This window comes from Nonlabens tegetincola (assembly GCF_002117085.1).
In the GTDB taxonomy this organism is placed as follows: Bacteria; Bacteroidota; Bacteroidia; order Flavobacteriales; family Flavobacteriaceae; genus Nonlabens; species Nonlabens tegetincola.
Genome location: NZ_CP019342.1, coordinates 962646 through 988731 on the forward strand (window position 1 = coordinate 962646; position 26086 = coordinate 988731).

A 26086-nucleotide genomic window follows, 5' to 3' on the forward strand; every position below is an offset into this window, starting at 1 on the left:
ACTTTGTACCGTAGTTAATTATTAAGGTATGAAGAAGTTTTACTTAATTCTAGTTTTATTATCAGGAATAGCAAATGCACAGGTTACTATTTTCAATGCGGACTTCACGACCGGCCTTGGGGATAATGCTTGGACTGATGCTGCCAATCGCGGGCAATGGAGAAGAGGATCTGATCTTGCAGCTCATGGAGCAGGCTTTTACAAATACATACGTAGAACGAGGTCTAATGTAACTTATGAGGAATTTGCCAGAATGTCAACAACAACTCCATTGATTGACTTATCCGGTTATGAAAGGATGGTGTTAAGTTTTCGATATAATCTAGATGTTATTCCAAATGGAGCTGATGGATTTAGAATTGAATTTGATAATAACGATGGTTTAGGTTGGAGAACCTTAGGTAGAGTAGGCGAACCTGATTCTGTTAATTGGATGACAACTGATGACGCTAGTGCAGTAGGTGGTTACGGTGCATGGGCAAATGATTCTAACGGTTGGACAACTGCAAGTGTGAACTTGCCTTCACAAGCTTTTGACGATCAAAGTGATGTGCGTTTTAGAGTTTGGTTTCAGTCTGACGGTGCTGCTTATTATGCTGATGGTCTAGCTATCGATGACTTTAGGATTGAAGGATACTTACAGCTTGCAAAGGTTTATGTAGATTGCGGTAACGGAGTAGGACCAGACTTAGAACTTTGGTTAAATCCAGCAACCTTAGCAGATAATTATAATGATGGTGATCTGATTAGTGAGTGGAGAAACTCTGTCGCAATAGGTAATGTGACAATTGATGGATCTTATACTAATGCCACATCGAGTGGATCACAACGCCCTATTTACCAAGATAACGCCGCTGCAAATGCAAATTATAATCCGGTAGTGACATTTGACGGAAGCAAATCTATGTTTGGTAAAGGTGGCTTTTATTATAACGATATTTATGTGGTAATAAACCCTACCCAAGGCCTTAATGCTTCTCGTGGAACTGAAGATGTTTTCATGGGTGATGATTATAATACAAGCGGAAATAATCAAGATGTTACAGGTATTTCTATCAATAACACAAGTGCTAGGTATGGAACTAATCCTGACATTGTAGCTTACAATCAAGGTGCACAAAATGATTATGGTAAGGCAATTGTACATCCTACTCTTAATTATGACAGACCAGTTGTTTTTAATGTAAGAGTTAATGATTCCGGTGATGGAATGGAATTGTATCTAGATGGAGTCAATCTTGAAAATATTCCAGCTTTATCTGGTTTAATTCAAGAGGTTAATAGTACAACTATAAAGGAAATTTTAAATTCGAGATATTGGTTAGGAAGATCAGAATTTTTTGGATCTAGTTTTAATGGAGATATTTTAGAAATCATGTCTTTTTCTGAAAAGAAGTCAGATGACGAGCGTGAGAAAATAGAATCCTATTTTGCTATGAAATACGGAATAACGTTAGGGTTATTTCCTATAGATTCTATTGGTCTACCTCATGTTCCAGGTTCTTATTATGATAGTTCAGGTAATGAATTGTGGAATGCTTCTATAGATCCTGGTTTTACTTATAATGTTACCGCTATAGGAAGAGATGATTGTATGCGCTTAAATCAAAAACAGGCTAGAAGTATAGATCCAAATGCTTTTGTCTCAGTTGGCTTGGGTGATTTATATAATACGAATAACGCTAACCCTAATACATTTGAAGACGATTACGACTTCTTGGTTTGGGGAAGTACGTCTGAGGATCTTGACCCAATGCCAAGTCCTTTGGCTGTTACATTAGGTCCTGATTTAGTTACTACGTTTACTGATGTTACTAAAAGAACATGGAAATTTAAAGAAGTTTCTGAACAAGGAAATGACATACCTGAAGTAAAGGTAAGTGTAGAAACAGCAGGTTTCTCTAGCTTACCAGCATTAGTGGGAAATGATGCTTACGTAATGATTGTTGCCAATGATGAAAATTTCAATGATGTATTGGAAACTATCTTTTTAGATGAGAATGGCGCAACACTTGAAACTACTTATGACTTTGATGGTGAAAAATATGTGAAGTTTGGTGTAGCACATGAAGAAATTGAGCCTAGACATATTGATTTTGATGGTGAAAATGACTATGTACAAGTTGGAAACGAAATACAATTAAACGGAGCCTACTCAATTTCTGCTTGGGTTTTATCAAGAGGTGCTAATTCAGATGGAAATAATAGAACAATAGTATCTAAAAAAGGAACCGCAAATAATGGTTATTGGTTATTCCTTGATGCTAATAATCGAGTATCTATGAGACATCAAACCCAAACAAGAAAAAGTAATACTAGAATCGCCGATAATGTTTGGACATATATCACAGTTGTTTATAATGGGACATCAATTAATTTTTACATTGATGGAGTTCTTGATAAAACTCAAAATATAGCTGCGCTTACAACTAATAATGAAGATTTTTGTATAGGAGCGAGATACATATCTAAAACAGATGTAAGAAATCAGTTTTATGGAAATATTGATGAAGTTAGAATTTTTACTACTGCTATAAATCAGGATCAAATCAGATTTATGATGAATCAAGAGATTGAAGAGTTTGGTGGTGGAATAAAAGGAGCTATTATTCCTTCTAGTGTAACAAAGAATGATATAGCAGCACTATCTTGGTCAAACCTAGAAGCATATTACAATATGAATACCTACATAGGTACGCACCTAAATGACGCTTCTGGTAACAAACACCGTGGTAGTTTGAGACAACCTTCAAATTTTACCATTATTGACCAAACAGCTCCTCTTCCATACATTTCTCAAGCTAATGGAGATTTCTCAGATAACAGCACTTGGCAAAACGGTGGTGAACTGTATAATCCAGGTAGTACTAGAGTTGTAGCAGGAACTGTTTATGATATTGATTGGAACATCGTACAGTCATCTCATAATATAGAAATAACCGATAAGAACATTACACTTCTAGGCTTAAACCAACAGTCTAACGAACTTTCAGTAAAAAATGATTTAGGTTTAACAGTAACCCATATTCTGGAACTTGATGGTCTAATTGATTTGGAAGGTGAAGCACAATTAGTGCAAACTTTAGATAGTGATTTAATTGGTTCTAGTACAGGATCGTTAGAGGCAGATCAACAAGGAACTTCTGATAAGTACAACTATAATTACTGGAGTTCACCTGTTAGTTCAACTACTAATGCTTTGAATAACGATGGATATACCATTCAAGGCTTTATGCATGATGGAACATTTGCCGATAATCCTAGACCTATGAATTTTACAAGTAGAAATGTAAGAGATGGAGCTCCTGGAACGGCTAGTACTGCTGCAACAATCTCTGGTAGATGGTTGTACAAATATTCCAACTTAAGTTCAGGAAATTATTCCAATTGGGAATATGTCGGTCCTAATGGATCCCTAAATACAGGTGAAGGATTTACAATGAAAGGTAATAGCGACAACATTTCAGGAGAACAGAATTATGTATTTATAGGTCGACCTAACAATGGTGTCATTGACTTACCAATTAATAATGGTAATGACTATTTAGTAGGTAATCCGTATCCATCAGCATTAGATGCTCATGAGTTCATAAGAGATAATCCTCAGTTGGACGGTACGCTTTACTTCTGGGAACATTGGGGTGGAAACAGTCACGTGTTACTCCAATATCAAGGTGGTTATGCAACCTACAATTTCTCTGGTGGAGTTCCTAACGCTAGTATAGGAACAAGCAGTCCACAAGTAAATCAAGGTGGAGTTCCTACAAAAACTCCAGAGCAATTTGTACCAGTAGCACAAGGCTTTTTTGTAAGAGCAACTTCAAACGGTACTGTTAGATTTGAAAATGATCAACGTCAATTTATTAAAGAATCTACAGGTCCTAGTGTATTTGTTGCTGCACCTGGTAGTGGCGCTGCTGCTATTAGTCCAGACTTAGATTACAATGGACCTAATGATACTAGACAAAAAATACGATTAGGTTTTGATAGCCCAGGGACAATACATAGACAACTGTTAGTTACTGAAGACGTAAGTGCTACGATGGGTTACGATAGAGGATTTGATGCTAAGCAACAAGATAATCAAATGGACGATATGTCTTGGTATTTCGGTGGAGACACTTATGTGATACAAGGTGTAGGTAGTTTTGATAACAATACCATCCTACCTTTGGCAGTAAAAATAAGTAACCCAGGTACAATCACCATTGGTTTGGATAATCTAGAAAATGTTAATCAAGATTTAAATATATTCCTGCATGACAACCTAACGGGTATGTATCATAATTTACGTAATGCTGATGCTTTAATTGATAATATGAGCGCAGGAACTGTCAATGATAGATTTGAACTTGTCTTCAATGATCCTTCTACTTTGTCAAATAATACTGTGCAATTGGATAATCAAATTACCATCTATCAACCAGTTAATGCTGATCAAATTCATATCAAGGTTTCAAATGAACTTTTAGTAAATGGTGTAACCTTATACAACACATTAGGACAAAAAGTAGTTCACATCGACAGTCCTGATTATCAAGATGTGATTACTATAGATACAAATGAAATGAGCGCAGGAGCTTATATTGTAACTATAGATTCAAATAGTGGCTCTTATAGTGAAAAGGTAATTGTAAAATAACCCAGAGAGTATATATAATAATTAACTACAAATGATAAAGCCGCTTCGATAAGAAGCGGCTTTTTCTATTTATATAAAGTATAATTTTATGGACTATACCTCTTGTTCAATGGATAAAGAAACCTCAACCTGATTACGTAAAATATCATCCATAGTTTCTCGCTTTCTTATGACATGTGATTCTCCATTGTACCACAAAATTTCGGCAGGTCTATACCTACTATTATAGTTACTCGCCATTGAAAAACAGTAAGCACCGGCATTTGAGAAAGCTAGTATATCACCTTCTGTAACCTCAGCAATTTGACGGTTATTACCAAAAGTATCTGTCTCACAAATGTATCCTACAACACTGTAATACCTCTTACGTCCATCAGGATTAGAAACATTTTCAATTTTGTGGTACGATCCGTATAACATAGGTCTAATTAAGTGATTGAATCCAGAATCAACGCCAGCAAACACGGTACTGGTTGTCTGCTTTACCACATTTACCTTAGTTAAAAAATAACCAGATTCACTAACTAAAAATTTTCCAGGTTCAAATGCTATAGTTAGATCTTTACCATACTCCTTGCAAAAGGTATTAAATCGTTCAGTCAATTGTTCACCTAATTCTTCAATGTCGGTAGATACGTCTCCTTCCTTGTAAGGAACTTTAAAACCGCTACCAAAATCTATGAACTCTAAATTATCAAATTTTGCTGCGGTTTCAAATAAAATCTCAGACGCATATAAAAACACGCCAATATCTAATATATCGCTACCTGTATGCATATGAATTCCATTAACACGCATACCTGTATTCTTGACAATTCTTAATAAATGAGGAATTTGATGTATTGATATACCAAATTTTGAATCTATATGACCTACTGAGATATTAGCATTTCCACCAGCCATCACATGTGGATTTATACGCACACATACAGGTACATCAGGATGTTTAGACCCAAATTGTTCTAGTATGGATAAATTGTCAATGTTTATTTGAACACCTAGAGCGGCTACTTGCTCAATTTCTTCTAGAGAAACACCATTAGGAGTGTAAATGATTTTTTTAGGATCAACACCAGCTGCTAGCCCTAGTTTGACTTCCTGCACACTCACGGTATCGAGTCCAGCGCCTAACTGTTTAAAAAGCTTCAAGATTGAGATGTTTGACAGGGCTTTTACAGCATAATGAATTCTTAGATTTTTCGCTTTCGCGAAAGCGGACTCTAATCGTTCATACTGTGATATAATACGCTGTGCATCATAGACGTAGACAGGACTACCGTGCTCCTGAGCTACTGCAACTAAATCTTGTGCATTCATTTTATTAATGTTAAATTATTTAAGCTCACAAAAATAAGTGCACAGAGGTAGTTGATGTGAAAAAAAACTCTAATTTTTTACCTAATCCTAGTAATTTACTAGGTAATATATGTATCGATAATCTAATGTGTGTTTCTAGACCCAAAAATGGCACTACCTATACGTACCATCGTACTACCTTCTTCAATAGCTATTTTATAGTCACCAGTCATTCCCATGGATAATTCTTTGAATTCATCATGAGTAAAGTAATCTTCTTTTAATTTGGAAAACAAGCTGCTTAATGATTTGAATTCCTTTCTAATTTGATCTAGATCATCTGTAAATGTAGCCATTCCCATTAATCCTGTGATTGAAACATGAGATAACTCCTTGAACGCTTCACTTGTGATGTAATCCAGCAATTCTTGTTCGTCAAATCCAAATTTATTCTCTTCCTGGGCAATGTGAATTTGAAATAAACAATTAATAACACGATCGTTATTTTTTGCTTGCTTATTAATTTCCTTTAGTAACCTAGGAGAGTCTACACTATGAATTAAATGCACGTAAGGAGCCATGTATTTAACCTTATTCCTTTGAACGTGCCCAATCATGTGCCATTTGATATCTTTAGGTAAGTGTTCCCATTTTGACGTCATCTCTTGGACTTTATTCTCACCAAAATGTCTCTGACCAGTCTCATAGGCTTGTTCTAGATCACTGATAGGTTTTGTTTTACTTACAGCAATAAGTGTAGCCTTGGGTTCTACGCTTTCGCGAAAGCGTAATATGTTTTCACTAATATTACTCATTTTCAAATTCGTAAATTAATAGTCCGCTAGGAAGTTTAGGTTTTATATAAGTGCTTTTAGGAGGCATTACAAGATCTGCATCGGCGATTTTTTTTATTTGTTCTACCGTTGCAGGAAATAGACCGAAACCTACCGCGTATTCATTATTATCAACTTGCTCCTTCATGTCTAGTAGAGCATCCTTCCCATAATTGTAGGATAATCTGCGATCATTTCTAGGATCTTTAATATCTAAAATCGGTTGAAGCAGATAATCATATAACATTTGCGTATCAAGATCATCCAAAGGACTATCAATTGTCATGACCTGTTTACGCCAATATAGGCTGTAGAATTCTCCATCCAAGTACATACTGAAGTGGTGCTTTTTGGACGGTTTATACATTTCCTTACCTCGATTTTGAATTCTAAAATGTTGATCTAGTTTCATGAGAAAATTTTCCTTTGTAAGATCATTAAGATCTGTCACTAGTCTATTAAATTCAAAGATTTGTAGCTGACTTTCTGGGATTAGAAAACTCATGAAATAATTGTAGGAATCATGTTTGCTACCTAAATCCTGAGATAGTAAATACGAGCTGGCGCTGCGGTGATGTCCATCTGCAATGTATAAATAGGGTAGAGCTGCAAAGGATTGTTCAATTTTATCACAATCCTTTGCATCATCTATGATCCACACTTTATGTTCATTGCGATCAGTTGTTTTAAAATGATATTCAGGCTCACGTTGTTTTATACGTGAAACGATATCATCAATATCTTGTTGATCAGGGTAAGTGATCAAAACAGGCTCTGCATTAAAGCCTACTGTTTTTAAATATTCTTTAAACAGTGTTTCCCTTACTTTAAGTGTGTTCTCATGCTTTTTAATCACATTGTTGTTATAGTCATTGGTGCTTGCGGCAGCAATAATTCCTACATACTCGTGACCGTTTTCTGTACATTGATACAGATAAAAACTGGGAACTGATTCACTTTTAAGAAATTGATCCTCTTTGAACTCTAAGTACCTGTTGCGAACTAGTTGAAAACGTTCATTCCCTGTACTTTCATGATTAAATTTATAACCAGGATTCAAAATATGCAGAAAACTAAACGGATTATATTTTAAGGTGCTTTTAAGCTCCTTTCGTTTGTAATCCTGATACGATCTGGATATTAAATGAGTAGCAATTTCTTTTGAGGCTCTTACACCTTTGAAGGGTTTTATTTTTGGCACAATTATGAGATCTTAAGCAAAACTTGAACTTACCTTCTCTGCTTTTTTAGATTCTGAATAATCGTAAAAGCCTTCTCCAGATTTCACACCTTTTTTACCTGCCATTACCATATTAACTAATAGTGGACAAGGAGCGTATTTTGGGTTTTTAAATCCATCATACATAACCTCAAGAATTGATAGGCATACGTCTAGACCTATAAAATCGGCCAGCTGTAATGGTCCCATAGGATGTGCCATACCCAGTTTCATTACAGTATCGATTTCTTGTACTCCTGCAACACCGTTGTATAAAGTCTCTATAGCCTCGTTAATCATAGGCATAAGAATTCTATTTGCTACAAATCCAGGATAGTCATTAACCTCAGTAGGCGTTTTGCCTAATTGAATCGACATATCCATAATAGATTTTGTAACCTCATCACTAGTTGAGTAACCTCTAATGATTTCAACTAGCTTCATGATAGGTACAGGATTCATAAAGTGCATTCCTATTACCTTTTCAGGTCGTGAGGTAGCAGCACCTAATTGTGTGATAGAAATTGAAGATGTGTTTGAGGCAAGAATACAATCTGCTGGAGCAAACTCATCCATTTGTCCAAAGATTTTCAATTTCAAATCAACATTTTCTGTAGCTGCCTCGACCACGAGATCAGCCTGTTGTACACCTTCCTTAAGATCTGTATAAGTGGTGATGTTATTAAGAGTATCTTGCTTGTCGGCCTCAGTAATTTTTTCACGGGCAATCATACGATCTAGATTTTTACTTATTGTACCTAGACCGCGGTCCAATGCTTCTTGAGAGATATCTACAAGTGATACATTAAATCCTTTTTGGGCAAAAGTGTGTGCGATCCCATTCCCCATGGTTCCTGCGCCGATTACTGTAATATTTTTCATTTTTTTATTCAAAATTTGATTCTAATAGTTCTGTTATGTTGACAAAGGTTTGCATTGCCTCTTTTGAGTTAATATCTGTGTTTACAAAATAAATAATTCCAAAATCATTTTCAGGTTTGAAGAACATGACTGTTCCTACACCTGGATCGCCACCAGTATGGCCTATTCTTCCTTGTTCATAACTTAAGAAAATACCGTGATTTTGCTCATTCTTGAGATTTTTTAAGTTTTCCTTGTTAGATAAATGTGTGGAATCTAAACTTTTAGTGAAAAAGAGTTTGTAAGTATCCTTATTAAGTAATGTACCTTCTCCTTGATACGCAGCTATTATTTCTGAAAATACTAATCCTAAATCATGAACACTGGTATACATTCCTCCATCTGCAAAAGTGATAAGCTTGTAGTCAGGATATCTTAAATCTATGGTGCTATATACCTTACTACGCAATGTAGTATCTAGATCTGATAATCTCCAGCTCGTTTCTTTGAGTTTTAACTCATCAATCACGTGCTGCTTACTATAATCTTTAAAGTCTGTTTGTGTAGCTTTTTCAACAACATAGGCAGCTAGTGCTGCACCTATGTTTGAATATTCATGAATGGTACCAGGTTTATACTCGTTAAAAATATAATCTGAATGTGTACTGTCAGTGACTGTAAGTCCAGACTTAAGAAATTCTTCAAGACTGCGATCTTCTTCAATTGGTAGAAAGTACTCTAATTCTTCTTGATCAATCAAAGGATTTCCATTAGTGTCCTTTTCTAAATTAATGTATGAAGAACTGTAATATTCCCTATCACTAATTCCGCTTGTGTGATTAACTAAATGTTGGACTCTTATTGTATCGTTAGGAAATAGAGGATGCTTAACAGTAAATGGTAAGTATTTATTAATATTATCATCCAACTTTAGTTTTTCTTCTTCAATAGCCTTGGCAAGTGTAAGTCCTACAAATACCTTAGAAATAGAAGCTATGTTTTGAATGGTGTGAGAAGTATAAGGTAAGCTTTTTTCAAGATCCCTATAACCGTATCCTTTGGTAAATAATAGGGAATCTTTGTTGACAACCGCTACTCCAAAACCGTTAAAATAATTTAGATCGTTTATACTATCTAATTGTTTATCAATTTTTGATTCAAGTATCTGAAACTTATTCTCTACTTTATTTGAATTTGAAACAGAGGATTCGGTATTATTTTGAGTTGTGGTATTCTTTTCTTGTTTACAAGAAAAACAAAGAAGCACTAAAAAACTACCTATTAAAATTCGTATCATAATGATTTAAAATTCTCAATCACCTTAAGAGCTACATCTAGTGCGCGAGTACCATCTTCAAGATTTACGATAGGTCTGGTGTTATTTTCAATAGCATCTGCAAAGGTTTCTAATTCGTCTAGAATAGCATTATTGGCACTTACCTCTGGGTTGTCAAAGTAAATTTGTTTGCTTTCACCTTCTGCATTTTTAAGAATCATATCAAAGTCGCCAGGCGTTTCAGGAGCGTCTTTCATTCTAACGACCTCGACAGCTTTTTCAAGAAAATCAACAGATATATAGGCATCTTTTTGGAAAAATCTTGCTTTACGCATTTTCTTTAAACTTATGCGACTTGCAGTAAGGTTTGCCACGCAGCCGTTTTCAAATTCTATACGTGCGTTGGCAATATCGGGTGTTTTAGATATTACCGCAACACCACTCGCATTAATTGATTTCACTTCACTTTTTACAACACTCAATATAGCATCAATATCGTGTATCATTAGGTCGAGCACGACACTTACATCGGTACCTCGTGGATTAAATTCTGCCAGTCTGTGTGACTCTATAAACATAGGTTGGTCGATGTTATCCTTAACAGCCATAAAAGCAGGATTAAAACGTTCTACCTGACCTACTTGACCTTTTACATTATGCTTTCGCGAAAGCGAGATTAAATCATGAGCTTCATCAACCGTTACTGTTATAGGTTTTTCTACAAATAAATGTTTTCCTGCCTCTAGAACTTTTACAGCACTGTCATGATGAAATGAGGTAGGAGTGACTACATCGATCATGTCACATGCCTGGATAAGTTCATCTACATTAGAAAAGTATTTGTAACCAAATTCTTTTTCAACTTGTTGAGCGTATTCTGGATTTGCGTCATAAAAGCCTACTAGTTCGTAGCGCTCACTTGATTGAAGTAGTTTAAGATGAATTTTTCCAAGATGTCCTGCACCTAGTACTCCTGCTTTAAGCATATGAAATATGGTTTTCCACAAAAGTAACGAAAACAGCTCTTTATAAAATTGTAAAATTTGCCTAGTTTTTAAGGTATTTTATTAGGAACAGAAGTTTAAATTTGCCACCATCGAGGATAATTATATACATAAAGGTAAACGCAGGCAGTTAGTAAATTTACTAAGAGAAAAGGGTATTACTGATGAAAGAGTACTTGATGCTATTAATGAAGTACCTAGACATTTATTTTTAGACAGTGGATTCCTAGAGCACGCCTACCAAAATAAAGCTTTTCCCATAGGAGCAGGACAAACTATATCTCATCCCTATACAGTTGCTTTTCAATCTCAATTACTGGAAGTGATGCCAGGCCAGCGTATCCTTGAAATAGGAACAGGTAGTGGATATCAATGTGCGGTATTGATCAAAATGAAAGCCCAAGTATATACTATAGAAAGGCAGAACGAGTTGTATAAAAAAACTACCCAATTATTTAAAAAACTGTTTTATCGACCTAGAAAATTTGTTTTTGGTGATGGGTACAAGGGTTTACCAGATCAAGGTCCTTTTGATGGTATAATAGTAACCTGTGGTGCTACCGATATTCCAAAAGCCTTGCTAGCGCAATTGAAAATAGGTGGAAGAATGGTAATTCCTGTAGGTGACGATTCTCAAATTATGACACTTATTATACGCGAATCCGAGTCGAAGTTTGTTAAGAGTACATTTGGAGAATTTAGGTTTGTACCGTTTCTTGACGGAAAAGAATAGAGTATTTAAATAATAGTGGCTGATACTGTCCTAACTCCATCTAAACCTAATAGTTAATAGAAATTCATTGATTAAAAACATTACAGAAAACTTTACTGATAGGTAAGACCTTTTTTTGTAATAGGGTAGAAGTTACCTAATATAAAACATAAAAAAACCGCCTTAATGAATAAGACGGTTGAACTTTTATAAAAGAATTAGAAATTATCCGATCACTTTTACATTAACGGCGTTGATTCCTTTTCTACCTTGTTGAGTTTCATACTCAACTTTGTCGTTTTCTTTGATTTCGTCGATTAAACCAGAGATGTGTACAAATACATCTTCTCCAGAATCATCAGAGGTAATAAACCCAAAACCTTTTGAGTCATTAAAAAATTTTACTTTGCCTTCTTGCATTGTTATTGAATTAAATTAAAAAAATGTTCTTCAGAACTTTTCACTCATGAGATACCGCAATAATTGCAGAAAAAAAGTAATGATTGAATGAATAAGTAATGAAGAGAAGGCTCCTCTAAATACACCAATAAATAAAATAACTACTTTGAAAACAAGGTGTCAAGATTCCTAAGAATCACTGCAAAACTAAACTAATTTAATTGCCATACCTAGAATAGTATGTTTTATTTATGTAATTAAAGGGTTTTATAATTCTTAAGTTTTGTTTGAACCAGGCATTTTAATGATTAAGGAAATCGTTGTAACAAATAAAAAATGAATCCTCCTGTTGCATAGCATACTATATCCCATACATCGCCAGTATATCTTTCATTTACCTGTGGTAAATACCATTCAAAATAAATACTGTATAACAGGACTAGACTGGCTATACTTAACGCGTCCAGTCTTAAGCTTTTATTTCTTTTTATAAACCATAACACATGTAGACATATGACACTCACTATAGGTATTACCAATATATCATTCACATATCCCGTCACAAAATTACTGGCAACTTGATAAGATTTAGCGAGTTCGACTATTAAAAAACTAATGACACTTAATAAAAAATAGAGGTGTACTATTTTTAAAGGAAGTTGTTTAATCATGTTGCTAGTAAGGTTATTAACCAAGCTAAAAACATCCCTATTGCCATAACAACAGTCCAAATAGATTGTAGAAATTTATAGGAAAAACGAGCCAAAGGGTTGCTACTGTTTTCCCACCTATCCAAGAATGACTCATTCTTGTTAGGCTGCTTTGAATCATTCTCACTATTCTTTTCGGCCGAATTTAGCATGTCAGAATCTTGCATTACATGATTTTAAAACTAATTCATAATTTTATTTGTGTACCACTACTGTTTTCACATTACAAAATTCTCTTATTCCATGATGGGATAACTCTCGTCCGTATCCTGATATACCTGTACCACCAAAAGGTAGGTTAGGGTTACTGGCAACTTTGGCGTTGATAAATACGGCGCCGTCTTTTAATTTTTTAGAAAGTTCTTGCATTCTACTTATGTCCTGACTAAATAAACTTGCGCCTAACCCAAATTTTGAATCGTTTACCATCTCTATAGCTTCCTCTTCCTCTTTAAAGGATAGAACAGCCATTAAAGGTCCAAAGGTTTCATCTTTAAAAACTGGCATGTCGCGAGTAATATCGGTCAAAATAGTAGGCTCAAAATAGGCGTTTTTACGACTTCCACCTAGGTGAACCTTAGCACCCATATTTACAGACTGATTCATGAGATCTTCCAGCTCTTCTGCTAGATCTTTTCTAGCCATAGCTCCTATGTAGGTATCGTCATTTAACGGATCACCAGACTTGAGCTCCTTCACTTTATTGGTAAACTTATCTAGGAACTCATCGTAAACCTTTTCATGGATGATAAGTCTTTTACCTGCGATACAGCTTTGTCCAGTGTTTTGATATCTAGCGTTAACGCAAGTTTCAACAGATTTGTCTATATCGGCATCTGGAAATATAACTAGTGCGTTATTACCACCTAGTTCTAGTACAGTTTTCTTAATTTCTGAGCCAGCAGTACTTGCCACAGCGCTTCCTGCAGGTTTTGAACCAGTTAATGTCACTGCCTTTATAATATCATTTTTAATAATATTTTCTACAGCCTTACTACTTATTACAAGATTTTGAAAACACCCTTCTGGAACACCTGCTTCAAGTAAACATTCTTCAATCATATTTGCTGTTCCCATCACGCTACTGGCATGTTTAAGAACGCCTACATTTCCAGCCATCAATCCAGGAATTATAAATCGCATTACTTGCCAGAACGGGTAATTCCATGGCATCACTGCAAGAACAACACCTAGTGGTTCATAACTTATATATGAAGAATGTGCATCATCTATATCTATGTGTTCACTAGCTAGGTAATCTTTTGCCTTACTAGCGTAGTGATCGCATAACCAAGCGCATTTTTCAAGCTCAGATCTTGATTGAGAAATAGGTTTTCCCATTTCCAGTGACATCTGCTTGGCATATTTCTCAATATTCTTTCTCAAAGTGTCACCTATAGATCGCACAGTAGCAGCCTTTTTATCATAGGAAGTAAATCTCCAATCATTAAATGCTTTTTGAGCTTTCTCTAGTTTCGATTGAATTTGGTCTTCGGTAAGTTCTTTATATTCTGCTAGCTTTTCTCCTGTATACGGATTGTAAGTAGTTATCATTTTTTATTTTAAAAGTACGATTAAAGCCAATAAAAAAGACTTCCTTTTGGAAGCCTTTAACTCGTTTTAGCATAGGTTTAGCGCTTACTGATTGGATAGCCATTGGTTCACGTTAGTTTCTATGCGTGACAGTATGTTTTCTGTGTCCGCTTTCGCGAAAGCGTGACCCGTTATATTTTCATACAACTCTACGTACCTATCACTCACAGAGTTTATATACTCATCGCTCATGTGAGGTATATTTTGACCTTCTTTACCTTGAAAATCATTTGAAATTAGCCATTGACGTACAAACTCTTTACTGAGCTGTTTTTGAGGTTCGTTATTTGCTTGTCGTTCCTCGTAACCATCGGCATAAAAATACCTAGAAGAATCTGGTGTGTGAATTTCATCAATTAGAACGATTTTTCCATCTTTAGTTTTACCAAATTCATATTTAGTATCTACCAAGATAAGCCCTCGTTGCGCGGCAAGTTGGGTTCCTCGTTCAAATAACGCTCGTGTATATTTTTCCAATATCTCGTAATCCTGTTCACTTACAATACCTCTTTTAAGAATGTCCTCGCGAGATATGTCTTCATCATGATCTCCTTTTTCTGCCTTGGTTGCTGGTGTGATGATAGGTTGAGAAAATTTATCATTCTCTTTTAAGCCTTCAGGAAGTGGTACGCCACATAGCATGCGCTTTCCTGCTTTATATTCACGAGCTGCATGACCGCTCATATAACCTCTAATAACCATTTCTACTTTAAATGGTTCACATAAATGACCGATAGCCACATTAGGATCTGGGGTATCTATTAACCAATTAGGCACGATGTCCTCAGTGGCTTTCATCATTTGCGTGGCGATCTGATTCAATATTTGGCCTTTATAAGGTATTCCTCTAGGCATGACTACATCAAAAGCGCTGAGACGATCTGTAGCAATCATTATCAATAACTCATCATCAATGTTATAGACTTCTCTTACTTTACCTTTATAAACATTTTTTTGTCCTTCAAACTCAAACTGAGTATCCATTAAGGTATTAGGTACGCTCATGATATTTTAAATATGATTATAAAGCAAAGGTCTTATTATTTTATAAAAATTGAAATAGGATAACTGGATATTATAAAGAAGTTATACTAAGTTTTAAACAAGTTTTTGATACTGGTCAAACCATTTTCTTACTTGAGTATCGCCATACCCATATTGTGGGAATTTATCCTGAAATGCTATAAAGACTTGTTTAAAACTGAGGTTGGGATTTTGTTTAATTAGATTTTTCACAAATTCCTGTGGCTGCCCGTCACTATTGTTGTTAGGTAATCTATTAATGTGAGAATCTACCGCTGCTCGTACATGAGAATAATTACTTTTTAACTGTGTTGCAATTTGTAATAGGGTAGTGGTATTTCCATCCGAGTAAGATTTCCATAGATTACTCCATAATTCGAGTTGTTCTAATTTTTGTCTGTTAGTATAAATATGAATCAATTCATTATTTGAATGATGTCCATAACTATAAGGAAATGCGTTAAGTGGTCGAATCAAATAGAGTTTAATATTCTTTTTATTGATCTGATGAAACCTGTGTAAAACAAACCATAAATTAGATTGACAAAATAGATCGTCTTCAAACCAAAAATTCACCTCACTATTATCAGGTATATTCGACAGTTTCTCTAGTTCCTTAATCACAAGATCGTTGTACTCTTGATGAGTACTGTTATACTCCTGTTTTATATATTGTGAACGATCAATTAATAATTGTTCGTAAGATTGTGCTTTTAAAGGGCCATCAATAAAACATTCTCTAAAAACGATACTCTTACCTTTAAGTTCCGCAGGGAATCTGTTTCTTAAGGCATCACCGTTGAGAATATGGTATTCTTGCATCAATAAGTTTAATCTAATTTAAATTCGCCGCGAATATCCTCTACTTCCTTTTCTGGTAGTGAATTAACAAATAAATACATGCAGCCATAAGCGATTGCTCCGCCACAAATTCCAACTGGAATTAAGGCTAGGTTATTTTCAACAGAAAACAACATTATGAAAATGAGTATCATAACAAATTCACAGAAAATCCATGAACCTACAAACATGGCTATATACCATCCTTTTTTATAGCCTTTCTCTTCAAGAATCTCTCCTAGCTTTTTAGAAAGCCAGATGACTAAAAATATTTCTAGCATTTTATTTGGGTTGTGTTAGTTGACTCAAATTTAGGCTATTAAAATTTTTAAAATACACAATTGTTAAAAGAATTAACAAATTTTTAAAACCCTAGATTGAATCCTAAAACAAAAGCTCCGTAGTTTCTTCCAGATGTCATGCTGTACACGTAGTCTATTCTGAAAGGTCTAAAATTTCCAAAACCAATATTGTCGATCCCTGCGCTTAATTCAAAATAAGGTTTGCGTTCTGTAAAAAGTGCTTTTCCATTCAAAATCAAATCGTAATTTAATTGATTAAGCACTGGTATTTTTCCTAAAATAAACCCTTTGAAGTCATGTTGAACATGAAGTTGAGCATAATCCTTATTTGTACTGTAATCGTAATAGTTTAACAAACCGAAACCATAGGGATTAACTGCTTGTAGTTTATACCTTAATCTATTACCATTAAAATGTTGGTAATCCACAAATGAAATATTATCGGCGTTAAGAAATGTACCAGCATTGGCATAATAGCTCGTTCTACCTAAATTTCCTAAATCAAAACCTTGGTACAAACTTGCCTTGAATTGATAGAAGTTGTAATTATCATTACTTGAAGCAAATCCACCTTCATAATTTAAAACAATCGTTGGGTATTTTTCATTGGAGATGTTGAATTTTTGCTTGGGGTAACTTTGGTACTTTTGACCTGGACGTAAGGTTAACGATACACCAGTTTTTAAAATCTCATGATCGTCTATTATCGCTTGTCTTCCTAAATCCAAACTCAAAGGATTATTGCTAGTGTAATCTATATCATCTTGAGGAAACCATACCTGATCTTCAGTATTTGTTAATGGTTGACGTCTTTCATATGATATTGAGGTATTTACAAAAACACCATTTACCACTTCTTGTCCAAAGTTGATACTAGCGAAATCAACTTCATAGAACTTGGCAAAATTTCTTTCAAATAATAAACTGCTTAATGAATTTTCTAGGTTAGAAATAGGGTTGCTATTATTTATTTGACGTACTTCAGTACCAGCTTTAAAGCCTAAATACCTACGATTGGTTCTATTAAACCTATAATTTCCAGTAAAGGTGTACCTTAACCTATCGTCACTAAATCCATAGTTGAATTTTGTCCCTAGGTATAAAGTTCTATTATAACCTTCGTCAAAGCCTTTAAAATAAGAGAGCCCAGAATTAATGGAAAATCCTTGTACTGTATTAAAACCAGAAAAGTTTGCTATACCATCGTATGTAATCGAGTAGTTTTTATTGCTATTTCGGTAAGAATAACCTGTAATGGGATCTAATAACCTAAACTTATTGTTGACAGCATCTATTGAATCCTTGTATTTAGGATCGTTGCGTACCGCTGCAATACTGTCTTTTTTTATGTATTCTTTACTTTCTTCTGTATTTAAAGGAACAGGTCTTTGTTTTTTCCAAAATAGACTGTCTTTTTTATTGGCACCTTCTTCAAAACTCAAAACTTCAGCACCAAAAAAATCTTTTTCAAATTGTGGATTGAAATTATAATCCGTGTAATTTGCGATAAATCGACCATTCCCTTTAAAACCTAAGAACTTAAAAGAAAAGTCAATGCTTTGTGATCGTTTTACCCAATCTTTATTACTCTCTTCATAAGAAAAGTCTTGTTTAAAGGTTATCTCTTTAATGACAGGTACATTTATATTCATACCAGTTGTGGTAAGCTCAAGTCCGTAAATCGTCCATTGATCTTCAACTATGTAAATAATACCTTCAAATGTATTGTCATTAGGCCTTTTACTTTTAACCTCTATTTTATTGATCAAAAAATTATTATCATCAAAAAAGGTTCCTAACAATTTATATTTATAATATCCAAAAGCATAATCTGCAATAGGAGATACGATTCGATTATTTAAGTCTATATTATTGTTGTAAAAATTAAAGTCGGCACTTTCGGCACTATTGGCACTAAAACCATTATCGTCACCACTTATCTTACTTGCAATTATGTGTTCCTTAAAATTATCCGGTGCTTCATAGGCAATTTTTGAAACCGTTTCAGATAGGTAGATAATACCCGATCTAGTTATAGAATCTAGTGATCCGTCAAGATCTCCTATCTCTTGTCCCATAAAACTTTCTGGAACATCATTCATACGCCATAAACCACGCGAATAAAAATTTGCTTTATAGCTGGAGAATTTTAACCTATTCTTTTCTCTATTATCAATAGCAGCTTGAATAACTCTATCTGCTGGGTTTTCATCACTATTTACAATTACTTCATCTAGTGAAGTGGCCTGTTCTTTTAAAATGACGTTTTGTACCTGATTTTCCTTTTGATAGTTGACTTTTATAGTTTCAGGAGCATAGCCTAAAGATTGGTATACAATTTCATAATCACCAAATTTGGGAAGTTTTAAAGTGTAAGCACCTTCATTATTAGTAGTTGTTCCCGTATACGAACCTTTAATATAAATAGAGGCAAAGGCCAGCGAATCTCCTTGTGTTCCTGTAAGAGTTCCTATTAATTGCGCTTTGGCGAAAGCTAAACTGAAAACAAAAATGAGAGTAATGTAATATTTCATAGAGTTGGTTTATGGATCCCAAAGTTAATTCAGAACCATAAAACTCTATGTCTTATAGAAGGAACTTAACCTTGTTTAACTACATAGACGTATATTGTTAAATAAGGTTGCCTAGATTGAATGAAATTACTTGTATTGTTTTTTTATTGCGTCTAGACGGCGTTTATTATCGCGATCTTTCATGGTTTCACGCTTATCGTAAAGTTTTTTACCCTTTGCTAGCGCAATGTCCATTTTTGCCAGACCATTTTCATTTACAAACAAGCGTAATGGAACAATGGTATTACCCGAATTAGTAACATCCTTTTCTAGTTTTTTAAGTTCCTTGCGGTTTAATAAAAGTTTACGCTCTTGTTTAGGTTGATGATTAAAATAGGTAGCATGTGAGTATTCTTGTACTGTCATATTGATTACCCAAAGCTCGTTGTTTTGAAATTCACAAAAACTTTCGGCTATACTAGCTTTACCTAACCTTATAGCTTTAATTTCGGTTCCAGCAAGCACAATACCAGCAGTATACCTATCCAGTATCTCATATTCAAATCGTGCCTTACGATTTTTAATTTCTATTTTTTTGTTAATCTTCATATAATACTGCAAATATAAACAGACCAGCACATGCATGTCTTATATATTTGTGAAATGAAAAAGATTGTACTATTACTACTGTTGACAGCACTTGTTGCTTGTAAAGTTGATGATAAAGATTATACTGGTAAGGAATTAATTCATAAGAGTATTCAAGCGCATGGCTCTCCATTTTTGAACCAATCTACGATGGAATTCAAATTTAGAGGAACACAATACGAGGCTACAAGAAATAAAGGTGTGTTTCAATATTCTCGTGAGTTTATTCAAGATTCCTTGAGGATTAAAGATGTATTGAGTAACAATAAGAAAGAGCGCTATATAAACGATTCCTTAATTACCGTTGCAGATTCTTTACTTAACGGTTATGCCAGTAGCCTTAATAGCGTAGTGTATTTTGCACAATTACCGTATAGTTTAGATGGAGACGCTATAATCTCTAAAAAAATAGGGATTGATACGATTTTAAATAATAAATATTACGAGGTCAAGGTTACTTTTAAAGAAGAAGGTGGTGGCGAGGATCACGACGACGTTTTTGTCTACTGGATAAATAAGGACAATTATTTAATTGATTACCTGGCTTATTCGTATTGTGAGGAAGAATGTGGATATCGCTTTCGCGAAAGCGTAAATCGTAGAACGGTAAATGGTGTAATCATACAGGATTATAAAAACTATAAAGCAGTCAAAACAAATCCTGATTTATTGCAGTTGGATGATTTATTTGAAAAAGGTCAACTGGAGTTAGTCAGCGAGATTAAAACAGAGCAAGTAAAACTCACGTTAGATTAATAAGAATATCAACTTATTGAATAGGTAATTCACTGCTCGTTATTTTGTAGTTTCTTGTAAAAAGCATGATTCTAGCATTTGGTAAATATCTGGATGTTTACGTTTCATAAGTTTTGGCCTAGAAAAGAAGTATTCACAAGCAACGGCAAAGAATTCGGCTTCACTTGTTCCACCGTAGGACCTTATGTCTGACTTGTCGTTATTGATTTGCTCCATTTCATGATGCATGATCTCTAACCAAGCTGCAGCCATAGGTTGGTTCATCAATATTTGCGGAATGCCGTCTATTTTACCATCCATTTTATCTATGAGGTGTACAAACTCATGAACTGCGGTATTTAGTTTATCCGTATTGTTACGAAAACCGTGATAAAGCGCTTTTTGCGATAATATCATTTGATTCTCAAATCTTCCTGTACCTACTAATCCTAGGATATTACGGTTTTCATCTTTTTCGGCAAAGCCTAGTTCTTGATTGAATCGATCTGGATACAACCAGACGTTTTTTAAGTTATTGTAATGCCAGTCTGGAAAATGAAATACAGGAATTACAGCGCTTGCCGCAATTAACATTTTATCCTTGTCGGCAACCTCAATGTGCACTCCTTCTATTTGAATTTCCTTTAAGAACAGTGCCATACGATTTTTAAATACAGATTGCTGCTCGTGATTCAAGGATTTATAAAAACGTACATATTTTAGTAAATCAGCATGCCAAAAATCAGGTATTGATAATGCTGGGTTTTTCTTATTGGTATTGAATTTAATTACAAAATAGATTAGAATAAGAGCTACAATAAGTAACGTAGTTATCATAAGGTCATTTTACCTTGTAAAGGTACTAGCTACATTTCAGTCCACCTATTTTACAATTCGGTAACCTCAATTTTAAACTCATGTAGTTTGAATAGATATTTGTCACAGCTTTAAAGGAAAGACTTACTTTTAAGCTAGAAAAAAAGAACTCATGACTTTAAAAAAGTTTTTTAAATATTTTATTTATAGCATTTTACTTGCTTTTATTATCTTATTAATAAACGCATACGCTCGTGGTTATTTCTTCAACTTTCAAGAAGAAGCAATCAACTTTGGAATTAATTTCATGTTCACTGTAGTATTAACAGCTGTAAATCAATGGTGGTTTAATTTCATATCAAAGTACTATGATTGGGAAACTCATACAGTAGGAAGATTGATTTTTGGTGCACTAGGTTCCATCATATTAACTATGATAGCCTTGTTTGTATGTTACATTATTGTGGTACTAGGATTTTATCAAAAGTCCTTAGAGTTCTTCTGGGCAAATCAAAGTGCCGAGTATTATTGGTTGGGCCTCATAATTACGGTGATTGTGAGTTTGATCTACCACGCAGTTTATTTCTATAGACTATCATTAAATAAAAAGGTAAAGGAGCAGAAGGTAATAGCGCGCAGTGCCACAGCACAGTTCGATGCTCTTAAAAGTCAACTGGATCCACACTTTTTATTTAATAGTTTGAACGTTCTAGTTTCATTGATCGAGGAAAACCCCAAAGCAGCAACAAAATTTACAACGTCATTATCCAAGGTGTATAGATATGTACTAGAACAGCGTAACAAAGAATTGGTAACAATTAATGAGGAATTACAATTTGCACGTACTTATGTGAATCTTCTTAAAACTAGGTTTGAGAATAGTATCGAAGTAATTATACCCAATGAAGCGAGCAATCCAGATGCACAGGTTGTGCCTCTATCTCTTCAATTACTACTAGAAAATGCAGTTAAGCACAACGTGGTTAGTGATACAAAACCACTTTTAATTGAGATTTTTGAAGATGGAGATATGCTTGCCATCAAAAATAATCTACAACCTAAACAAGTAGTAAAGCGCAGCAGTGGTGTAGGTCTTAATAATATAGCTTCTAGGTATGCCTTATTGAGCAACCGTAAAATGAGTATCGATAAACAGGATGATAACTTTAGGGTAAACATACCTATAATAACTGAAAAAGAAACAATTATGAATACAGTAGAAAACACAAGTGTCGAAGATATTAAACTAGTCAAGGCAAAAAGTAGAGTTGCCGATATAAAAGGACTTTACGATAATGCTTTTAGAAGCGCAGCCATTTTAATCTTCCTGTCTGCGGTAAACTATTTTACAAGTGATTTTCCTTGGATCATATTTCCTACCGTTGGGATGAGTATTGGATTAATTTACAATTATGCCAATGTTTACGATTATAAAATACCACTAGGTAAAGAGTGGGAAAATCGAAAAATCGAACAATTAATGAACGATAAAAACTTTTAATTATGAAACCACAAGAAACATATGAAGAACGCTACAAAAGGGCAAAAGAAAGAGTAGGAGAGATCCGTGGATTTTATTCTCACAGTGTGGTCTACATACTAGTAAATATAGGAATAGCGGGATTAAATTACTATCAAAATCAATGGGAATTTCCTTGGTTTTTGTTCACTCTTGGTGGATGGGGAATAGGATTAATTGCACATGCATTTGCTATTTTTGGCACTAATCCATTTACAGGTAAAAAATGGGAAGAGCGCAAAATTCAAGAAATTATGGAAAAAGAACTTAACTCATAACAAAATGGAATCATTTACAACCCAAGAAGAGGCTCGTCAGAAAGCCGTAAAAAGAGTAAAAGAACTCAAAGGTTTCTACAACCATCTAATTTCATTTATGTTGGTCAATGGTGGTATTGCCTTACTAGTATGGTATTTTGGTGGTTCAATGGCATTTTTTATTTGGACCGTGACAATTTGGTGGGGTTTAGGACTGCTTATTCACGCTTTAAATACTTTTAAACTAAATCCATTTTTTGGTAAAAAATGGGAAGAGAAAAAATCAAAGAATTATTAGAAAATGAGCATTAAAACCATAATAATAGAAGATGAAAAACCTGCTGCTCGTAGATTACAACGCATGTTGCACGAACTAGGTGTTGAGGTTATGACCATGTTACATTCTGTAGAAGAAGCTGTTAACTACTTTCATAACAACAGTTCTCCAGATTTAATTTTTCTTGACATTCAATTAAGTGATGGATTATCTTTTGAAATCTTTGATGAGGTTCAATTGGATAGCGCCATTATATTCACGACTGCCTATGATGAATATGCCTTGCAAGCATTTAAACATAACAGCGTGGATTATCTTCTTAAACCTTTAGATGAAGATGACTTACAGGCTGCAATAAAGAAGTTTGAATTACGCTTTCGCGAAAGCGGAAACTCATCATCCCAATCACCTCAAAATAGCCTAAATAATATAGATTTTTCACGCATAGCCCAAATGTTGGGTAACCCTATTGATAAGAATTATAAGAAACGATATACAGCTAAAGTAGGAGAACATTTAAAACTGTTTCATGTTGATGATATTCAATTGTTCTTTTCTGAAAATAAAGGAACTTATGTCAATCTCTCGAATGGGCGTAATTACTTAATAGATAATAAATTAGAGTCTGTAAGTAATGAGCTTGATCCAGAACAGTTTTATCGTATTTCTAGACAAGCTATTATCAATATTAACGCTATAAAAGATATGATTTCATACACAAATTCACGTTTAAAGGTGAAAATTGATTCTTTTAATGAATTTGACCTTATCGTGAGTCGTGAGCGAGTAAAGGATTTTAAAAATTGGATGAATCAGTAAGACTTACAATAACAAAAACTAAGATTGTAACGACTACCGATTTTTAGATTAACTTTTCAAATTTATAAGGATCTCGATTTCCTATTTTTAAATTTTCCATAGCGTTTAAAGCAATATCCACCCTTTTTTGTTCTCCTTTTGCATTGTAAACCATAAAAATTATGTTGCGTTGTTTACCAGGTGTAAGTGTTTCAAATATTTCATAAGCCTCAAAATCACTCAATAGTACGGCTTCCAGCTCTTCGGTCATGGGAGCTTGATATTTGCTAGTGTCTTCTTGCATTTTTACCTTAACCGTGTCTCCTTGATCAACATCGAGTAATTTACGATTTGCTTTGGAAAACATGAGGTACACAGTCCCATGCTTTTTTGAAACGCCAGCATGTAATTTTAACTCCTTATTATTGGAAGTAATGGTTGCAACTACGCGTTTTATTTTATCTACTGCTAATTGATCGGCAATGTCCTCAGGAATTAGGATAGCTCCCATAAAGCCATCTGTTCCTAGAGTTGCTTCAAATTCAAAAACCATCTATTATAATCTATTTGTGATTACTTGTGTCTCACTGTGCAAGGTACGATGTACGGGACATTTATCTGCAATTTGTAACAAACGGTCAATTTGTTTTTCATCTAAGTCCCCAGTGATTTTAATACCTCTTTTAAAGGTGTCAATCTTGGCAGAATTTTCCTCACAGTGTTCACAATCAGCTGCGTGTTCTTTACTATATGAAACATGACATTCAACATGATCTAGTGGCCATTGCTTGCGCCTAGCATACATGTGCAAAGTCATCACCGTACATGCAGCAAGACCTGATGATACTAGTTCATAAGGTGTTGGCCCAAAGTTATTGCCACCTACACTCAAAGGTTCGTCTGCTGTGATGTAGTGATCGCCTGCCTTAATAGAAGTAGTGTAGTCGTCACCAGCTTTTAAACTTGCAACAATTTCATGTTCGGATTTGAGTGATTGTTTTTCAGGAATGTTTAGATATCGCAAGGCCCATGCTGCGATTACTCTTCCTGTATAACTGCTATCTTTTTTGTTCATGAGTAGATGGTGAGCACTGTCTAGACTAATGAAGCTTTTAGGATGCCAGGCATTGACATATAATTTTTCTGCATGTTTAATACTTACATAATCGTCCTGCGGGCTGTGCATGATGAGCACAGGTTTGCGTAAATTTTGTAGTACCTGAGTGAGATGATTTTCATTGAGACTCTTTACAAAATCGCTGGATATTGTAAATTCTCTTCCTGCTAATTGAACTTTTGCATTTCCTTTTGATTCAATTTCTTCCACTTTATCAGCAAATAAATGCTTCACATGTTTAACATCACTAGGAGTACCTATAGTTGCTACAGCTTTTATAGAGTTCGCTTTCGCGGAAGCAAAAATCGCAGCTGCGCCACCCAAACTATGTCCAATAAGAAGTGAAGGCGCTTGATAGTGCTCTTCTAAATACTCTACGGCAGCCAGTAAGTCGTCAACATTACTGGAAAATGTCGTATCAGCAAAATCACCGTGAGAAGCTCCTAGACCGGTAAAATCAAATCGTAACACACCAAATCCTTGTGAGGTTAGTTCTCTCGAAATAATACGCACCGGAGTAAGATCCTTACTACACGTAAAACAGTGAGCAAATATTACAAAATTATGGGGTTTTTGAGAACTGGGTAATTCGACTATCCCAGTGAGTTTGTATCCAGTAGGACTATCAAAAGTTATGGTAGTAGCTTTCATATCTTTAAAAATACCAACTTTCTATTACAGGCTTAAAAACTTAAC

Annotated in this window: 25 protein-coding genes; 7 read left to right on the plus strand and 18 right to left on the minus strand. The window is 34.6% G+C overall.

The window, feature by feature from the left end:
- Positions 1–28: 28 nt before the first annotated feature.
- The gene (locus BST91_RS04615; RefSeq protein WP_085774633.1) at positions 29–4642 is read left to right on the plus strand and encodes a LamG-like jellyroll fold domain-containing protein; all 4614 of its coding nucleotides are present in this window, start codon (positions 29–31) and stop codon (positions 4640–4642) included.
- A gap of 93 nt (positions 4643–4735) precedes the next feature.
- Here BST91_RS04615 and lysA read toward each other — a convergent pair whose 3' ends face one another.
- From lysA to BST91_RS04645, 6 genes are all read right to left on the minus strand, one after another.
- Positions 4736–5959 (minus strand): diaminopimelate decarboxylase, encoded by a 1224-nt coding sequence (lysA, locus tag BST91_RS04620; protein ID WP_085774634.1) that lies wholly within the window; start codon positions 5957–5959, stop codon positions 4736–4738.
- Between the two features lie 122 nt (positions 5960–6081).
- On the minus strand, positions 6082–6753 hold the full coding sequence (locus BST91_RS04625) for a YggS family pyridoxal phosphate-dependent enzyme (protein WP_085774635.1): 672 nt from the start codon (positions 6751–6753) through the stop codon (positions 6082–6084).
- Positions 6746–7972 carry a DUF1015 domain-containing protein gene (locus BST91_RS04630; RefSeq protein ID WP_085774636.1) on the minus strand — a complete coding sequence of 409 codons (1227 nt, stop codon included), beginning with the start codon at positions 7970–7972 and terminating at the stop codon, positions 6746–6748. Before BST91_RS04630 ends, BST91_RS04625 begins: the two co-directional genes overlap by 8 nt.
- Before the next feature lie 12 nt (positions 7973–7984).
- Positions 7985–8872: a 3-hydroxyacyl-CoA dehydrogenase family protein gene (locus BST91_RS04635; RefSeq protein ID WP_085775673.1), complete on the minus strand. Its 888-nt coding sequence runs from the start codon at positions 8870–8872 to the stop codon at positions 7985–7987.
- A 4-nt stretch (positions 8873–8876) separates the two neighbouring features.
- Positions 8877–10148 carry a serine hydrolase domain-containing protein gene (locus tag BST91_RS04640; protein ID WP_085774637.1) on the minus strand — a complete coding sequence of 424 codons (1272 nt, stop codon included), beginning with the start codon at positions 10146–10148 and terminating at the stop codon, positions 8877–8879.
- Positions 10145–11113: a Gfo/Idh/MocA family protein gene (locus BST91_RS04645; RefSeq protein WP_085774638.1), complete on the minus strand. Its 969-nt coding sequence runs from the start codon at positions 11111–11113 to the stop codon at positions 10145–10147. Before BST91_RS04645 ends, BST91_RS04640 begins: the two co-directional genes overlap by 4 nt.
- A 109-nt stretch (positions 11114–11222) precedes the next feature.
- Here BST91_RS04645 and BST91_RS04650 point away from each other — a divergent pair, with 109 nt between their 5' ends.
- A complete protein-coding gene (locus BST91_RS04650; RefSeq protein WP_060522559.1) occupies positions 11223–11864 on the plus strand; it encodes a protein-L-isoaspartate(D-aspartate) O-methyltransferase in 642 nt (213 codons plus the stop codon).
- Positions 11865–12068: 204 nt separating this feature from the next.
- Here BST91_RS04650 and BST91_RS04655 read toward each other — a convergent pair whose 3' ends face one another.
- From BST91_RS04655 to smpB, 9 genes are all read right to left on the minus strand, one after another.
- Positions 12069–12263: a cold-shock protein gene (locus tag BST91_RS04655; protein ID WP_042278701.1), complete on the minus strand. Its 195-nt coding sequence runs from the start codon at positions 12261–12263 to the stop codon at positions 12069–12071.
- Between the two features lie 287 nt (positions 12264–12550).
- Positions 12551–12913, minus strand: coding sequence for a hypothetical protein (locus tag BST91_RS04660; protein ID WP_085774639.1), 363 nt, complete (start codon positions 12911–12913; stop codon positions 12551–12553).
- Positions 12910–13119 carry a hypothetical protein gene (locus BST91_RS04665; protein ID WP_085774640.1) on the minus strand — a complete coding sequence of 70 codons (210 nt, stop codon included), beginning with the start codon at positions 13117–13119 and terminating at the stop codon, positions 12910–12912. The genes BST91_RS04660 and BST91_RS04665 overlap by 4 nt, the downstream gene beginning before the upstream one ends.
- Before the next feature lie 28 nt (positions 13120–13147).
- Positions 13148–14506 (minus strand): NAD-dependent succinate-semialdehyde dehydrogenase, encoded by a 1359-nt coding sequence (locus BST91_RS04670; RefSeq protein ID WP_085774641.1) that lies wholly within the window; start codon positions 14504–14506, stop codon positions 13148–13150.
- 84 nt (positions 14507–14590) lie between these two features.
- Entirely contained in the window at positions 14591–15550 is a 960-nt protein-coding gene (locus tag BST91_RS04675) for a phosphoribosylaminoimidazolesuccinocarboxamide synthase (protein WP_085774642.1), read from the minus strand.
- Positions 15551–15643: 93 nt separating this feature from the next.
- Entirely contained in the window at positions 15644–16390 is a 747-nt protein-coding gene (locus BST91_RS04680; RefSeq protein ID WP_085774643.1) for a DUF1835 domain-containing protein, read from the minus strand.
- A gap of 8 nt (positions 16391–16398) precedes the next feature.
- The gene (locus BST91_RS04685; protein WP_042278704.1) at positions 16399–16689 is read right to left on the minus strand and encodes a hypothetical protein; all 291 of its coding nucleotides are present in this window, start codon (positions 16687–16689) and stop codon (positions 16399–16401) included.
- A gap of 83 nt (positions 16690–16772) precedes the next feature.
- A complete protein-coding gene (locus BST91_RS04690; protein WP_085774644.1) occupies positions 16773–19244 on the minus strand; it encodes a DUF5686 and carboxypeptidase regulatory-like domain-containing protein in 2472 nt (823 codons plus the stop codon).
- Positions 19245–19370: 126 nt separating this feature from the next.
- On the minus strand, positions 19371–19832 hold the full coding sequence (smpB, locus tag BST91_RS04695) for an SsrA-binding protein SmpB (RefSeq protein WP_042278706.1): 462 nt from the start codon (positions 19830–19832) through the stop codon (positions 19371–19373).
- A gap of 54 nt (positions 19833–19886) precedes the next feature.
- Here smpB and BST91_RS04700 point away from each other — a divergent pair, with 54 nt between their 5' ends.
- On the plus strand, positions 19887–20627 hold the full coding sequence (locus BST91_RS04700) for a DUF6503 family protein (protein WP_085774645.1): 741 nt from the start codon (positions 19887–19889) through the stop codon (positions 20625–20627).
- A gap of 39 nt (positions 20628–20666) precedes the next feature.
- Here the strand turns inward: BST91_RS04700 and BST91_RS04705 are convergent, their stop codons facing one another.
- A complete protein-coding gene (locus tag BST91_RS04705) occupies positions 20667–21443 on the minus strand; it encodes a M90 family metallopeptidase (RefSeq protein ID WP_085774646.1) in 777 nt (258 codons plus the stop codon).
- A gap of 151 nt (positions 21444–21594) precedes the next feature.
- Between BST91_RS04705 and BST91_RS04710 the strand changes: the two genes are divergently transcribed.
- The 4 genes from BST91_RS04710 to BST91_RS04725 are packed head-to-tail and all read left to right on the plus strand — an operon-like array spanning position 21595 to position 24294.
- Positions 21595–22923 carry a histidine kinase gene (locus BST91_RS04710; RefSeq protein ID WP_169709757.1) on the plus strand — a complete coding sequence of 443 codons (1329 nt, stop codon included), beginning with the start codon at positions 21595–21597 and terminating at the stop codon, positions 22921–22923.
- A 2-nt stretch (positions 22924–22925) separates the two neighbouring features.
- Entirely contained in the window at positions 22926–23219 is a 294-nt protein-coding gene (locus BST91_RS04715) for a 2TM domain-containing protein (protein ID WP_042278710.1), read from the plus strand.
- Between the two features lie 4 nt (positions 23220–23223).
- Complete coding sequence (locus tag BST91_RS04720) at positions 23224–23496, plus strand: 2TM domain-containing protein (protein WP_085774647.1); 273 nt, start codon at positions 23224–23226, stop codon at positions 23494–23496.
- A gap of 9 nt (positions 23497–23505) precedes the next feature.
- Positions 23506–24294: a LytR/AlgR family response regulator transcription factor gene (locus BST91_RS04725; protein ID WP_157546997.1), complete on the plus strand. Its 789-nt coding sequence runs from the start codon at positions 23506–23508 to the stop codon at positions 24292–24294.
- Positions 24295–24337: 43 nt separating this feature from the next.
- Here BST91_RS04725 and BST91_RS04730 read toward each other — a convergent pair whose 3' ends face one another.
- Positions 24338–24826, minus strand: a complete 489-nt coding sequence (locus BST91_RS04730; RefSeq protein ID WP_042278715.1) for a YdeI/OmpD-associated family protein — start codon at positions 24824–24826, stop codon at positions 24338–24340.
- Positions 24827–24829: 3 nt separating this feature from the next.
- Positions 24830–26041 carry a bifunctional alpha/beta hydrolase/OsmC family protein gene (locus BST91_RS04735; RefSeq protein WP_085774649.1) on the minus strand — a complete coding sequence of 404 codons (1212 nt, stop codon included), beginning with the start codon at positions 26039–26041 and terminating at the stop codon, positions 24830–24832.
- Between the last annotated feature and the right edge of the window lie 45 nt (positions 26042–26086).

Bases quoted from the DNA above. Each gene is read 5' to 3' on its own strand.
- BST91_RS04615 (WP_085774633.1), top strand. From the start codon at position 29: ATGAAGAAGTTTTACTTAATTCTAGTTTTATTATCAGGAATAGCAAAT.
- lysA (WP_085774634.1), bottom strand. From the start codon at position 5,959: ATGAATGCACAAGATTTAGTTGCAGTAGCTCAGGAGCACGGTAGTCCT.
- BST91_RS04625 (WP_085774635.1), bottom strand. From the start codon at position 6,753: ATGAGTAATATTAGTGAAAACATATTACGCTTTCGCGAAAGCGTAGAA.
- BST91_RS04635 (WP_085775673.1), bottom strand. From the start codon at position 8,872: ATGAAAAATATTACAGTAATCGGCGCAGGAACCATGGGGAATGGGATC.
- BST91_RS04640 (WP_085774637.1), bottom strand. From the start codon at position 10,148: ATGATACGAATTTTAATAGGTAGTTTTTTAGTGCTTCTTTGTTTTTCT.
- BST91_RS04645 (WP_085774638.1), bottom strand. From the start codon at position 11,113: ATGCTTAAAGCAGGAGTACTAGGTGCAGGACATCTTGGAAAAATTCAT.
- BST91_RS04655 (WP_042278701.1), bottom strand. From the start codon at position 12,263: ATGCAAGAAGGCAAAGTAAAATTTTTTAATGACTCAAAAGGTTTTGGG.
- BST91_RS04660 (WP_085774639.1), bottom strand. From the start codon at position 12,913: ATGATTAAACAACTTCCTTTAAAAATAGTACACCTCTATTTTTTATTA.
- BST91_RS04665 (WP_085774640.1), bottom strand. From the start codon at position 13,119: ATGCAAGATTCTGACATGCTAAATTCGGCCGAAAAGAATAGTGAGAAT.
- BST91_RS04670 (WP_085774641.1), bottom strand. From the start codon at position 14,506: ATGATAACTACTTACAATCCGTATACAGGAGAAAAGCTAGCAGAATAT.
- BST91_RS04675 (WP_085774642.1), bottom strand. From the start codon at position 15,550: ATGAGCGTACCTAATACCTTAATGGATACTCAGTTTGAGTTTGAAGGA.
- BST91_RS04680 (WP_085774643.1), bottom strand. From the start codon at position 16,390: ATGCAAGAATACCATATTCTCAACGGTGATGCCTTAAGAAACAGATTC.
- BST91_RS04685 (WP_042278704.1), bottom strand. From the start codon at position 16,689: ATGCTAGAAATATTTTTAGTCATCTGGCTTTCTAAAAAGCTAGGAGAG.
- BST91_RS04690 (WP_085774644.1), bottom strand. From the start codon at position 19,244: ATGAAATATTACATTACTCTCATTTTTGTTTTCAGTTTAGCTTTCGCC.
- smpB (WP_042278706.1), bottom strand. From the start codon at position 19,832: ATGAAGATTAACAAAAAAATAGAAATTAAAAATCGTAAGGCACGATTT.
- BST91_RS04700 (WP_085774645.1), top strand. From the start codon at position 19,887: ATGAAAAAGATTGTACTATTACTACTGTTGACAGCACTTGTTGCTTGT.
- BST91_RS04705 (WP_085774646.1), bottom strand. From the start codon at position 21,443: ATGATAACTACGTTACTTATTGTAGCTCTTATTCTAATCTATTTTGTA.
- BST91_RS04710 (WP_169709757.1), top strand. From the start codon at position 21,595: ATGACTTTAAAAAAGTTTTTTAAATATTTTATTTATAGCATTTTACTT.
- BST91_RS04715 (WP_042278710.1), top strand. From the start codon at position 22,926: ATGAAACCACAAGAAACATATGAAGAACGCTACAAAAGGGCAAAAGAA.
- BST91_RS04720 (WP_085774647.1), top strand. From the start codon at position 23,224: ATGGAATCATTTACAACCCAAGAAGAGGCTCGTCAGAAAGCCGTAAAA.
- BST91_RS04730 (WP_042278715.1), bottom strand. From the start codon at position 24,826: ATGGTTTTTGAATTTGAAGCAACTCTAGGAACAGATGGCTTTATGGGA.
- BST91_RS04735 (WP_085774649.1), bottom strand. From the start codon at position 26,041: ATGAAAGCTACTACCATAACTTTTGATAGTCCTACTGGATACAAACTC.